This is a genomic window from Paraclostridium sordellii, from assembly GCF_000953675.1.
GTDB lineage: Bacteria > Bacillota > Clostridia > Peptostreptococcales > Peptostreptococcaceae > Paraclostridium > Paraclostridium sordellii.
Map to the genome: position 1 here is coordinate 3,176,311 of NZ_LN679998.1, position 13,813 is coordinate 3,190,123.

The following is a 13,813-nucleotide window of genomic DNA, read 5'->3' on the forward strand; positions in this document are numbered from 1 at the left end:
ACTTCTAATCAATAAATTTTATGAACAACCCGTCATATTTATTACTATTTATTAGTCTTCAATTATTTCTATATTTCCGCCTAATGCTTGTATCTTTTTGTCTATATCAACATATCCTCTTTGTATATGATATATATCTCCTATTTCTGTTTCTCCTTCTGCTATAAGTCCACATAATATTAAAGCTGCTCCAGCTCTTAAGTCTGTAGCCTTTACTGAAGATCCATATAATTTATCTACTCCAGTAACTATAGCACTTCTTCCTTCTATTTTTATGTTTGCTCCCATTCTATTGAATTCAGCTACGTGCATAAATCTATTTTCAAATACAGTTTCTATAACTACACCTGTTCCGTTAGCAACAGTAGCCATAGCCATAAATTGAGCTTGAACATCAGTAGGGAAACCTGGATGTGGTAAAGTTTTTATATCTATTGGTTTTAAAACATCTGGACCCTTTACTCTAACTGAATTTTCCATATCTATTATTTCACAACCAGCTTCTTTTAATTTAGCTACAACTGGTTTTAAATGTTCCATCATTACATTTTCTATCGTTATGTCACCCTTCGTCATAGCTGCTGCAACCATATATGTTGCTGCTTCTATTCTATCTGGTATAACGTTGTGTTCTGCACCCTTTAAAGATTTAACACCTTTTATTCTTATTGTATTAGTTCCTGCACCTTTTACATTTGCTCCCATCTCGTTTAAGAAGTTAGCTAAATCAACTATTTCTGGCTCTTCAGCAGCATTTTCAATTATAGTTGTTCCTTCTGATAATGAGGCAGCCATCATTATATTTTCTGTAGCCCCAACAGACGGGAAGTCTAAATATAACTTACTTCCTACTAGTTTATCTGCATTTGCTTCTACAAATCCATGATCTATTATTACATTTGCCCCTAATGCCTTAAATCCTTTTAGATGTAAATCAATTGGTCTAGTACCTATTGCACATCCTCCTGGCATAGATATTTTAGTATGATTAAATCTTGCAAGTAATGGTCCCATTACTAAAAATGATGCTCTCATTTTTCTTACAAGCTCATATGGAGCCTCACAAGTTTTTATCTCACTTGCATCTACCGTAAGCACACAATCTTTATATTCAACTTTAGCCCCTAAATGTCTTAATAAGTCAGATATTACATGAACATCCTTTAAGTTAGGTACACCTCTTAAAACAGATTTACCTTCTGCCAATAAAGTTGCTGCTATTATAGGTAATACTGCATTTTTTGCCCCATCTATTTTAACACTTCCTACAAGTGGATTACTCTTCTTTACTAAAATTTTTGCCATTTCACTTTTCTCCTCACACTAATATTAATAATCTAATTTGATAATAGGTGTAGCTATGTAGATCATTGTTTTTTCTTCATTTTCGCTATACCTTATTCCTATATTTAAATTTACCTTATTTCCCAAATATTCTATGTAATCAGTTTTTATATCTTTACTAAAAGCTGTAATAGATATAAAATTTTCTTCTTCAACCCTATCTATTTCTTTAGCATTCATATTATATAATATTTTTTGTAAAATATCATCATATTTATTTACTTGTAACTTTTTTTCATATTCACCAGCTAAGCATGTGTATATGTCAACCCTATCACTATGAATATTTAGCGAGTTTTCTACAACTCTATAAATATCCACTATATCTTTATATACTTTATTCTCTAATATGTCAACTATAATATATGACTCATTTTTACTTTTATTTGCAACAATTATAGAAATATTTTTATCTTTTTCTTCAATTTGTGCATATACCTGACTTTGAGCCTTATTTTTATTTTCTATCCATTTGATATTTGACTCTTCTAATCCTAAACTAGAAATAATATCCAGGCATATATTTTTCATTTCACCCTTACTTAAATGTCTATCTATATATGAATTTGCTTTGATATTATAAAATTTAAATTCACTATTTATACTTTCAAATGTATTTATAACTTGTTTATATCCATTATTTCCCTCATTAGCCTTAACTTCTTCATAACAAACAAATATACCAATTAAAAATATAGATACTAAACTTATAATCATTAAATTTTTTTTCATTGTATATACCCCCTAAATTTTCCATTAATATATCTAAAATTATTAACAAAAAATAGGAAATTATACTTTATTAAATAGCGTTAGCTATTCGTTAAAAATAAGCCTATGTAAGTACATAGGCTTAAAATTATCTATTATTCAACTGTAACTGATTTAGCTAAGTTTCTTGGTTTATCTACATCACAACCTCTTTCAACTGCAACATAGTATGATAATAATTGAAGTGGTAAAACTGTTAATATACTTGATAATACATCATCAACATTTGGTATATATATTACTTCATCAGCAGCTTTTTCAACTTCTTTATTTTTCTCTTGAGCTACAGCTATAACATATGCACCTCTAGCTTTAACCTCTTCCATATTAGAAACCATCTTCTCAAATAAATCACCTTGAGATGCTATAGCTATAACAGGTGTTCCTTTTTCTATTAATGCTATCGTACCATGCTTTAACTCTCCTGCTGCAAAAGCCTCTGCGTGTATATAAGATATTTCTTTTATCTTTAATGCACCTTCCATAGCTATGTTATAGTCTAAACCTCTACCTAAGTAGAAAGCACTATGCTTTTCTTTTAAAGTCTTAGCAACTTCTTTTATATGATCTTCTTGCTTTAAAGCTTCTTCTACTTTAGAAGGCATTTCTTTTAATTTTTCTATCATTTCATTATAGTATTCTCTTGTTATAGTGCCTTTCTTTATAGCAAAATCTAAAGCTATCATATAGAAAGATACTAATTGAGTTGTATAAGCCTTTGTAGATGCAACAGATATTTCTGGACCTGCCCAAGTATAGAATACATCATCAGACTCTCTAGCTATTGAAGATCCAACAACGTTAGTTACTGATAGTATTCTTGCTCCTCTTTCCTTTGCATATCTTAAAGATGCTAAAGTATCTGCAGTTTCTCCTGATTGACTTACTAATATTAATAATGTCTTATCATCTATAAATGGATCTCTATATCTAAATTCTGATGCTATATCAGTTATTACTGGTATCTTAGCAAACTTTTCTATCGCAAATTTACCTATAAGACCCGCATGATAAGCTGTACCACATGCTACTATATAAACTCTATTTATATTGTCTAAATCTTCTTTAGTCATTTTTATATCATCTAAATGGATTTCTCCATTTTCATTTAATCTTCTTACTAATGTTTCTTTAACTCCACTAGGTTGCTCATAAACTTCTTTTAACATGAAGTGTTCATATCCACCTTTTGATGCTGCTTCAACATCCCAAGTTATTTCATTTACTTCTTTGTTAACTACTTCTCTATTTTCATTTAAAACAGTAACTTTATCTCCTACTATATGAACAAACTCTCCGTTTTCTAAGAAATATACTTTTCTTGTATATTTTAATATTGCAGGTATATCTGATGCTATGAAGTTTTCACCTTCTCCAAGTCCAACAACTAAAGGACTATCTTTTCTAACAGAAACTAGCTCTTGGTTATTGTCTTTGCATATAACTCCTAATGCATATGCTCCTCTTAATCTTTGAGTAGCTTTATAAACAGCATCTAATAAATTACCTTCATAATATTTATCAACTAAATGTGCAACTACTTCAGTATCTGTTTGTGATAAGAATTTTACACCTTCAGCCTGTAATTCTTCTTTTAATTCAATGTAGTTTTCTATTATACCATTATGAACAACTGCAATTGTTCTATCCATATTAAAGTGAGGATGTGAGTTAACATCTGATGGTTCTCCATGAGTAGCCCATCTTGTATGACCTATTCCTAATCCTCCTTGTATAGGATTCTTCTCTAGGTCTTCAGCTAAAACAGCCAGCCTCCCTTTGAATTTTCTTATTTCTAATTCATTTCCAGTATTCACAGCAACACCTGCAGAGTCATATCCTCTGTACTCAAGCTTAGAAAGTCCTTCTACTAGAACCTCTGTTGCCATTTTATTTCCTAAATATCCAACTATACCACACATATCTTGTGTCCTCCTAAAAATATTATTTATATATATTTTTAAGATTCAGGTCAGTTTACATAAGTTTTATTTTGTACATGTAATTACTTACATGGTTTGTTAAAACTTTCCGATGGTAAACACACCGCAGAGCATCCGCCGACACTTCGATAAACTCTGTCCTCGTCAACTCAGACCAAATCATCAATCTAAGTTCTGGCGCTTGTAAAGCAAATACTGAGAAAACTCTCAGCATTTAACTTTATTAATATAATATTTATTAATTGATAGTTTCTCAGTATTTACTTTTCAAATTATGATAATTTCTCTTGTATTAAATTAGCTAAGTTTGTAGCTAACTCTTTTAATTGACCTTCATCTTTACCCTCTAACATAACTCTTACTAATGGTTCTGTACCAGATGGTCTTATTAAAACCCTTCCTGATCCATCCATTAGTTTTTCTATTCTCTCTATTTCAGATTTAATTTCTGGTATTTCCATATATCTGTTTTTATTCTCATTTTTTATTCTTGCATTTACTAGTACTTGCGGGTATTGTGTCATTACTGATGCAAGATTTGATAAAGTTTTACCTTCTTCTTTAACTATTTGTGCTAAAACTAAAGAACTTAAAACTCCATCTCCTGTAGTGTTATAATCTAGGAATATCATATGTCCTGATTGCTCTCCACCTAAATTATATCCGCTATTTTTCATCTCTTCTAAAACATATCTATCTCCTACCGAAGTAGTTGCTAAGTTTATATCATTTTCTTTAGCTGCTATAACTAATCCTATATTACTCATAACTGTTACAACTAAAGTATTTTTTGCTAATTTATTGTGTTTCTTTAAATAGATGGCACCTAATATCATTATATGGTCACCATCAACTATTTCACCTTTTTCATCTACAGCTATTAATCTATCTGCATCTCCATCATATGCTAAACCTAAGTCTGCATTATTTTTAGTTACAGCTTCTTGTAAATTTTCTGGGTGTGTAGATCCACATTTATCATTTATATTATTTCCATCAGGAGTATTATTTATTGCTACTACTTCTGCTCCTAATTCTTCAAAAACCATAGGTCCAACTTTATAAGATGCTCCGTTTGCACAATCTAAAACTACCTTTAATCCTTTTAAATCTGCATTAACTATAGTTTTTAGATAATCCACATAATCTCTAACTGCATCATGTTTGTGTAACTTTTTACCAACTCCATTTCCAGTTGGGTGAACATCCACTTTATCTATATCATCTATATATTTTTCTATTTCTAATTCTATAGAATCATCTAGTTTATATCCATCTGCATTAAAGAATTTAATTCCATTATATTCAACAGGGTTATGTGATGCTGATATAACCACTCCACAGTCAGCATTATAGTGTCTAGTTAAATAAGCTACCCCTGGTGTTGGTATAACTCCAACAGTTATTATATCGCATCCAACTGACATTAGTCCAGCTATAAGAGCAGATTCTAGCATATCACCTGATACTCTAGTATCTTTTCCAACTACAACTTTAACTTTGTCTTTACCTTTAGTTAGAACATAACCACCTGCTCTACCTAATTTATATGCTAAGTCACAGTTTAACTCAGTATTAGCTATTCCTCTTACTCCGTCAGTTCCAAAATATTTTCTCATTTTAAAAACTCCTTCCAACAATAAAGACCTATAAAAAATACATTTTTTTATATTATGTCCTATTAAAGTCTTTAGTTCATAATTGTTATTGTAATATGTTTAACAAAAAAAGACAATAGTATTTACACTATTGTCTTTTTTATGTCACTAATTACATAAACTTGGAATATTATGTTATGCAAGCGCTTCTTGAGATTTTACAGCTTCAGCACCTTTCATTAATGCTTCCTTATTTAATGGAACAAATTTTTCTTTACTTGGTCCAAAGACTTTTTTAAATGCTTCTAATACTGATTCCACTTCTACACATTTATTTAATTCTAAGTATGCACCTAGCATAATCATATTAGCTACCCTTGGATTTCCTAACTCTAAAGCTAGTTCATTTGCAGGTATATAATAAGACTTTACGTCTGTTCTTTCAACTTTTTTATCTATTAATGAATTATTAACTAGTATTTTCCCACCTGGAACAACATCTTTTTCAAATTTATCAAGTGAAGGTAAATTCATAACTATAGCACAAGTTGCATCATCAGTTATAACTGGTGATCCTACTGGTATATCAGAAATTGTTACTGAACAATTAGCTGTTCCTCCACGCATTTCTGGACCATATGAAGGTAACCATGAAACTTCTTTCTCTTCAAGCATTCCTGCATAAGTAAGTAATTGTCCCATAGACATAACACCTTGACCACCAAATCCTGCACATATTACTCTTTCTGTAGCCATATTACTTCGCCTCCTCAACTTTAACATCTTTAATGTTTCCTACTGGATAATATGGCATCATATTATCTCTTAACCATTGCAGGGAGTCTTGCGCAGTTAATCCCCAGTTTGTAGGACAAGTAGATAATACTTCTACTATACCAAATCCAAGTCCTGCTAATTGAACTTCAAAAGCTTTTTTTATTGCTTTTTTAGCCTTTCTTACATTAGCTGGAGTATCTACAGAAACTCTTTCTACAAACACAGCTCTATCTAGTGTTCCTAACATCTCTGCCATTCTTATAGGGGCCCCTTGTACGTTAATATCTCTTCCACTTTGAGCTGTAGTAGCTTTTTGACCTAATAAAGTTGTTGGAGCCATTTGTCCTCCAGTCATTCCATATATAGCATTATTTACGAATATAGTTGTAAATTTCTCCCCTCTAGCAGCTGCATGAACTATTTCAGCTGTACCTATAGACGCTAAGTCTCCATCTCCTTGATAAGTAAATACTACTTTATCAGGATGAACTCTTTTTATACCCGTAGCAACAGCAGGAGCTCTACCATGAGATGCTTCTTGCATATCACAATTGAAATAATCATACGCTAAAACTGAACATCCAACAGGAGCAACCCCTATAGTATCTCCTAATACACCTAATTCATCTAATACTTCTGCCACTATTCTATGTATTATTCCGTGTGTACATCCTGGACAGTAGTGAGTATGTTTATTTGTTAATCCTTCTGTTTTCTTAAATACAACTGTCATTATCTAGCACCTCCCATAGCTACTTCTTGAGATTCTTCAACTATTTGTCTAGCTTTATCAGCTATTTCTGCTGGTGACGGTATCATACCACCTGTTCTTCCATAGAAATGTACTGGTATTTTTCCTTCTACAGCTAATCTTACATCCTCTACCATTTGTCCCATACTCATTTCTACTGTCAATAAGTTTTTAGCTTGTGGTATATGATTAAATGCATCAAATGGGAATGGCCATAAAGTTTTAGGTCTTATAAGTCCTGCCTTTATTCCTTCTTCTCTTAATGATTCTATTGTATTTTTAACTATTCTTGAAGTAGTTCCGTATGCAACAAAAACTATTTCAGCATCTTCTGTTTTATACATTTCACAATCTGTTTCATTCTTTTCTATTTCTTTATATTTGGCTTCTAAATTTATACAGTGATCTTCTAAAGCTTTAGGATCTAAGTATAAAGAATTTATTATATTTGGTTTTCTTTCCATTTTAGTTCCGACACTTGCCCAAGTTTTTGGAGCTAAATTTCTCTTTTTAGGTTGTTTAAATTCTACTGGCTCCATCATTTGACCTATCATACCATCTCCAACTACCATTACTGGAGTTCTATAATAATCAGCAACTTCGAAAGCTTCCATAACCATATCAACTGCTTCTTGTACAGTTGCTGGAGCATAAACTGGAGTTCTATAATCTCCATTACCTCCACCTCTTGTTGACATAAAGTAGTCAGCTTGAGATGGTTGTATTCCTCCAAGACCTGGACCACCTCTCATTATATTAACTATAACGCATGGAAGTTCTGCTCCTGCTATATAAGTTATACCCTCTTGTTTTAATGCAATACCAGGAGAAGATGATGATGTCATAACTCTAGCCCCTGCCCCTGCAGCTCCATAAACCATATTTATAGCAGATACTTCTGACTCTGCTTGAACAAAAACTCCTTCGTTCTTTGGTAACTCTTTAGACATATATTCTGGTAACTCATTTTGTGGTGTTATTGGATAACCAAAGAAATATTTACATCCAGCTTCCATAGCTGCTTTTCCTATTGCTTCGTTACCCTTCATAAGTATCTTAGCCATTTTAATTCCCCCTTAAGATTATATTTAGTCTCTCTCAACTGTTATAACTGCATCTGGACACATTGTTGCACAGTTTGCGCAACCTATACATTTATCTAGCTCTACAACAGTTGCTGGATTATACCCCTTATTGTTAATTGTAGTATTGTCTATTTCTACAATTTTAACTGGACATGCTTGCACACAAAGTCCACATCCTTTGCAAAAGTCTTGGTCAAAAGTTACTTTTCCCTTAGCCATATAATTAGCCTCCCTTGAACTGTATATATTTAAACCTCTATTACATCCAATTTTCTCTCATATATAATTTAATTGGGAATATTTCACCCTCTAGATTATTTGGAAGTTGAGGTCTCAAGCTTTCTAAACACGTAACATACCTTACAGGTATACCCGTTAAGTCAGAAACTTCTTTTACTAACTCATTTCCTTTGATAATGTCATCTATCGTAGTCTCTCTAACTAAGTGAGTATTATTTACAAGACCTGTTACCCTTAATCTAGATGTATTTTCTATAGATTTAATATGATTTATAACCTCTTGCGCAGTTTGAGTTTTTTCTCTATTGGCATTTACTACACAAAACATATCATAATCATCACCTTCTATTAGATGGCTAAATCTTCCTAAAACCCTAGCTCCTACATCATCTCCTCCAACATCAATAACATAATTGTATGACTTATCCGTTATTGGAGCTGTAACCTGTGCAGACACTGCTGGCAAATCTAAGGTAGTTGCTTGTACTGAACTATCTATTGGAAGTATTTGATTATCTTTTAAAAACTCTCTTTTTTCCCTAGTTCTAAAATACACATTAACTACATCTAAATCAGATATTGCTACTTTAGTATCTACAAGATCTCTAAGTCGCGTAACATAGTTCATTGAAAATTCACTTTTTCCACTACCATAGTGACCTATAATGATTCTAATTCTTTTGTCATTTAATATCATTTGATCACCTTTTTATAAAGTATTAGCTAATGCTAATTCTTTACCATATATTTTAGCTTCTTCTTCTTTCATTAAAACTCTAAGTCCACCTTGAGCTAGAGCAATCATCTCATCTTCGCCTGGGTAAACCTTTGCCTGAGCTACAAATTTTATTCTATCTATTATCATGTTAGTAAACATCTTTGAATATGCAATTCCACCTGTTAATAAAACTGCATCCACTTCTCCATTTAAAACAGCTGCACAAGCTCCTATTTCTTTTGCAACTTGATAAGCCATAGCTTCATATACTATTTTAGCTTTCTCATTTCCTTCTTCTATCATAGATTCTACTTCTCTACCATCATTAGTATTTAAGTATGCTACTAATCCACCATTTCCTTTTATTCTTTTCTTTATATCTTCTTGTGTGTATTCTCCACTAAAGCACATTTTAACTAAATCTCCAACTGGAAGACCTCCACTTCTCTCAGGTGAGAATGGACCTTCTCCATCTAAAGCATTAGCTACATCTATGACAGAACCCTTTAAATGAGCTCCAACAGATATTCCTCCACCCATATGAGCAACTATAAAGTTACAATCCTCATATTTTTTATTTAAATCTTTAGCTGCTCGTCTTGCTGTAGCTTTTTGATTTAAAGCATGGAATATACTTTTTCTAGTTATCTCAGGCATGCCTGATATTCTAGCTACATCATTTAATTCATCTACAACAACTGGATCCACTATATATGAAGGTATTCCTACACTATCTCCTATTTCTTTAGCTATTAATCCACCTAGATTTGATGCATGTTCTCCTAAAATTCCCACTTTTAGGTCTTCTATCATTTCATCATCTACACTGTATGTACCACCTGTTATAGGCTTTAAAAGCCCCCCTCTTCCTACTACAGCATCTAATTCTGATGTACTTATTCCGCCTTCTTTTAAAGCATCTTCTATTACTTTCTTTCTGAATTCAAATTGGTCTGATATTTTTTGATATTTGCTTATTTCTTCTGAAGTGTGTCTTAGTGTTTTTTCAAATAATAATTCTTCATTATCAAAAACAGCTATCTTAGTTGATGTTGATCCCGGATTTATTGTTAAGATTTTAAATTTTTTCTCCATATTAAGCCCCCTGTTTATTTTGTTTTAACCTTTTGCAGCCATTAAAACTCCTAATGCTATAGAGTTTAATTTAGTTTCTTCACTATCAGCTCTTGAAGTTAATATTATTGGTGCCTTAGCTCCAACTATTACCCCAGCATTTTTACTTTCTGCGAAAAATACTAATGATTTATACAGTATATTCCCAGCTTCTATATCTGGCGCTAAAAGTATATCTGCTTTCCCTGCAATTGGATTATCCATTCCCTTATGTTTTGCAGCTTCTTCTGATACTGCATTGTCTAAAGCAAAAGGTCCACCTACTATACATCCTTTTATTTCCCCATTTTTACACATATCCTCTAATTCTTTTGCATCTACTGTATCTGGCATTTTAGGATTTACTTTTTCTTTTGCACAGATAGCTGCTACTTTAGGTTCTTCTATATCTAAGGCATGAGCTACTATACATGCATTCTCTATAATTTGTTTTTTAGTTTGAAGATCTGGTGCTAAATTCATAGCAGCATCAGTTATAAAGAAAAGTCTGTCATATCCATTAACATCAAATACTGCTACATGACTTAATACTTTTCCAGTTCTTAACCCTACTTCTTTGTCTAAAACTGCTTTTAAAATTATTGATGTATCTACCAATCCCTTCATAACCATATCTGCTTTGCCTTCAGATACCAAACTTACTGCTTTTAAAGATGCTTGAGTTAGATCTTTTTCATCTATTAAATCATATCCACTCAAATCTATATTTAATTCATTTGCTATAGTATTTGTTTTCTCTATATCTCCAACTAGTATAGCATTAGCTATACCCTCTTTTTTAGCCATATCAACAGCTATCAAAACTTCTTTATCCTGTGAACACGCTACTGATATAGTTTTAGGCCCTCTTTCTTTTGCATATCTAATTACATCATTAAAACTTCTCAATACGTCACCCCATTTTAATATATAAAGTTTTATGAAATTGTTTTCCTTTACATTTTTATCATATATCTAAAATAAAAAAGATGCAACAAAAAATATTTATTTAACTTAGTAATTTTTGTTGCATCTTGTTATATTACTCTACATCTCTATAAATTGAGGTTCTATCTTAACATCTTTAAAATTATATTTACTTTTATATTTTATAATGTATTTACCTTCACCTTGAGATGTATCATCTATATCTATATAAAGTTGTATGTCAGACTTCGTTATATGCGTTAAATCTGCTGAATGCGTGATTATAACCTTTATATTATCTGGTGCTTTAGTAAAATCTATATTTTTTTCTTTATCAGTTTGCTTAGACATAATATCTATATCTGATTTCGGTATAAGAAATTCATTTGTTATATTTTTATCTATATTTATTTTCACTGAAGTTACATTATCATTTATTTTTATTCCTTTAGGTATGTCTAATTTAGCCTCTATATCATTTCCTTTTAAATCTTCAGATTTAATTGCTTGAGTATTTATAGAATTTATTTTATCTAAATCTTCTTTTTTACCTTGTATAGTTACTTCCCCAGGAGTTATCTTATAATCTTTTAAATTAATTGAGTTATCACTATTATCTAGTTTTATATCTATAGGTACTACTTTTTGTTGTAAAAATTTAACATTAGTAACTACAGACTCATCCTCTAACTTAACTCCTTGAACTTCTTCACCGATTTTATCAATCGGAATTAATTTCAATTTTGTAGAAAAATCTTTTTCTTTCTCAGATACATTTAGCACTGCTTTTACAGAAGATACTTTGTTAACAAGAGTTCTTGGTCCTGTAACATTTACAGATTGAATGCTCTTTTGTATGCTATCTATATCTATTTTAGATTCACCTTTTATATCAATATCTATATTTCTTTTTTGTGTTATTACCTTCTCAAGATCCACAGTTATAACGGTTGGCTTTATATCATATTTATTAACACGCTCTGGTAAATTAGCTTGTAAATAAATAGCATTTTTACCTTCCTTAGGATCATCTAATCTTCCATATATATATATATTGTTTTTATTTATCGGTCTAAGACTTGATAAATTTCCTTTTATAGCTATATCTGCTAGTAACTCTTCTTTTGGATATATAGTTAATCCTCTATCCTCTAACATACTTATATTAGTTATAGTTATTGGAATATCACTAAACGTTCTAGTCTCTACTGGATCTTCAACTGTCATTACATATAACCATAAGACTAGTGCACTTAATAAAGAGATTAACTTTATTTTAGTATTATTTTTTAATTTATTTATCATCTAAATATACCACCTTTGAAAAAACCTTTTTCTTGATTTTGGTTGCTAGATTTTAAATTGCTACGTAATATATTTGTTAATCGTTCTTTAGTCATATTTCTATATAATTTACCTGATTTAGCTATAGAAACAGCTCCTGTTTCCTCTGATACTATAAGTGACAAGCAATCTGAGATTTCACTTACACCTATAGCCGCTCTATGTCTTGTTCCTAAATCTTTGCTTAAATCTTTGCTCTCTGTAAGTGGTAAGAAACATGCTGCAGCCTTTATTTTTCCATCTCTTACTACTACAGCACCATCATGTAATGGAGTATTAGGAATGAAAATATTTATTAATAATTGCCTTGATATATCTCCATCAATTATAGTTCCAGTATTTATAACTTCACCTATTTTAGTATCCCTCTCCATTATTATAAGAGCTCCTATTTTTTGTCTTGATAATGAATATAAACATTCTACAATCTCTTCTATATCTTTATTTAACATGTCTTCTGATAAATTGAAATTATTCTTACCTAAAAATGAAAACTTGGTTCTACCTATATATTCAAGCCCTGATCTTAGTTCTGGTTGGAATATTATAAGTACTGCTATTAACCCTACTGTTAAAGTATTTTCTAACATCCAATATAATGTATGTAAATTAAATATCTCACTAACTTTTGTTGCTACTAGTAAAAAAAGCATACCTTTCAAAACTTGTTCTGCTCTAGTATCTTTTATAAAAGTATATATTTTATAAAAGATATATGTGACTATTGCAATATCTACTACATCAGCTATGCTTATATTTCTAGCTAAACTAATAAAACCTTCCCAAAAAGAATTTATATTAAACACAGTTTTTTCCTCCTGTTTATAATACTCAAAGTATTTACAATATGTATTATACTATATTAATCTAGCTATATTCAATTTATATATAAAATACTTTTTTTTATATAAAAAAAGAGTTTCACTTATGTGAAACTCTTTTACAAATTGGTGAGCGCACAGGGATTCGAACCCCGGACACACGCCTTAGAAGGGCGTTGCTCTATCCAGCTGAGCTATGCACCCACGATAGTGGAGCGGGAAACGAGATTCGAACTCGCGACTTCAACCTTGGCAAGGTTGCGCTCTACCACTGAACTATTCCCGCATATAAATTTGGCGACCTGGAAGGGACTCGAACCCTCGACCTCCAGCGTGACAGGCTGGCATTCTAACCAGCTGAACTACCAGGCCGCAATTGGT

General features: G+C 31.4%; 13 protein-coding genes and 3 tRNA genes. All 16 read right to left on the minus strand.

From position 1 onward, the window contains the following. Positions 1-51 precede the first annotated feature (51 nt). The 16 genes from murA to ATCC9714_RS15420 all read right to left on the minus strand — a co-directional run bounded on the left by murA (position 52) and on the right by ATCC9714_RS15420 (position 13,804). Complete coding sequence (gene murA, locus ATCC9714_RS15345; RefSeq protein WP_055330834.1) at positions 52-1,305, minus strand: UDP-N-acetylglucosamine 1-carboxyvinyltransferase; 1,254 nt, start codon at positions 1,303-1,305, stop codon at positions 52-54. Positions 1,306-1,329: 24 nt separating this feature from the next. After that, positions 1,330-2,076 (minus strand): YwmB family TATA-box binding protein, encoded by a 747-nt coding sequence (locus tag ATCC9714_RS15350; RefSeq protein ID WP_054631738.1) that lies wholly within the window; start codon positions 2,074-2,076, stop codon positions 1,330-1,332. Between the two features lie 134 nt (positions 2,077-2,210). Continuing rightward, positions 2,211-4,037 (minus strand): glutamine--fructose-6-phosphate transaminase (isomerizing), encoded by a 1,827-nt coding sequence (glmS, locus tag ATCC9714_RS15355; protein ID WP_057545803.1) that lies wholly within the window; start codon positions 4,035-4,037, stop codon positions 2,211-2,213. Between the two features lie 293 nt (positions 4,038-4,330). Then, positions 4,331-5,677 (minus strand): phosphoglucosamine mutase, encoded by a 1,347-nt coding sequence (gene glmM, locus ATCC9714_RS15360; RefSeq protein ID WP_021127425.1) that lies wholly within the window; start codon positions 5,675-5,677, stop codon positions 4,331-4,333. Positions 5,678-5,851: 174 nt separating this feature from the next. After that, positions 5,852-6,412, minus strand: coding sequence for a 2-oxoacid:acceptor oxidoreductase family protein (locus tag ATCC9714_RS15365; protein WP_021127424.1), 561 nt, complete (start codon positions 6,410-6,412; stop codon positions 5,852-5,854). A gap of 1 nt (position 6,413) precedes the next feature. Then, positions 6,414-7,166: a thiamine pyrophosphate-dependent enzyme gene (locus ATCC9714_RS15370; RefSeq protein WP_021127423.1), complete on the minus strand. Its 753-nt coding sequence runs from the start codon at positions 7,164-7,166 to the stop codon at positions 6,414-6,416. Further along, positions 7,166-8,248 carry a 3-methyl-2-oxobutanoate dehydrogenase subunit VorB gene (locus ATCC9714_RS15375; protein WP_054631740.1) on the minus strand — a complete coding sequence of 361 codons (1,083 nt, stop codon included), beginning with the start codon at positions 8,246-8,248 and terminating at the stop codon, positions 7,166-7,168. Before ATCC9714_RS15375 ends, ATCC9714_RS15370 begins: the two co-directional genes overlap by 1 nt. A gap of 24 nt (positions 8,249-8,272) precedes the next feature. Beyond that, on the minus strand, positions 8,273-8,488 hold the full coding sequence (locus ATCC9714_RS15380) for a 4Fe-4S dicluster domain-containing protein (RefSeq protein WP_021122061.1): 216 nt from the start codon (positions 8,486-8,488) through the stop codon (positions 8,273-8,275). A 40-nt stretch (positions 8,489-8,528) separates the two neighbouring features. Further along, entirely contained in the window at positions 8,529-9,206 is a 678-nt protein-coding gene (locus ATCC9714_RS15385; protein WP_054631741.1) for a hypothetical protein, read from the minus strand. 12 nt (positions 9,207-9,218) lie between these two features. Next, positions 9,219-10,322: a butyrate kinase gene (gene buk / locus ATCC9714_RS15390; protein ID WP_057545804.1), complete on the minus strand. Its 1,104-nt coding sequence runs from the start codon at positions 10,320-10,322 to the stop codon at positions 9,219-9,221. Positions 10,323-10,346: 24 nt separating this feature from the next. Beyond that, positions 10,347-11,249, minus strand: coding sequence for a phosphate butyryltransferase (ptb, locus tag ATCC9714_RS15395; protein WP_055332806.1), 903 nt, complete (start codon positions 11,247-11,249; stop codon positions 10,347-10,349). A gap of 138 nt (positions 11,250-11,387) precedes the next feature. Next, positions 11,388-12,572, minus strand: coding sequence for a CdaR family protein (locus ATCC9714_RS15400; protein WP_057574399.1), 1,185 nt, complete (start codon positions 12,570-12,572; stop codon positions 11,388-11,390). Beyond that, a complete protein-coding gene (gene cdaA / locus ATCC9714_RS15405) occupies positions 12,569-13,417 on the minus strand; it encodes a diadenylate cyclase CdaA (RefSeq protein WP_021127417.1) in 849 nt (282 codons plus the stop codon). Before cdaA ends, ATCC9714_RS15400 begins: the two co-directional genes overlap by 4 nt. A 142-nt stretch (positions 13,418-13,559) precedes the next feature. Next, positions 13,560-13,636, minus strand: a tRNA-Arg gene (locus ATCC9714_RS15410). Between the two features lie 7 nt (positions 13,637-13,643). Further along, positions 13,644-13,718, minus strand: a tRNA-Gly gene (locus ATCC9714_RS15415). Positions 13,719-13,727: 9 nt separating this feature from the next. Then, positions 13,728-13,804: transfer RNA gene (locus ATCC9714_RS15420), tRNA-Asp, on the minus strand. Positions 13,805-13,813 lie beyond the last annotated feature (9 nt).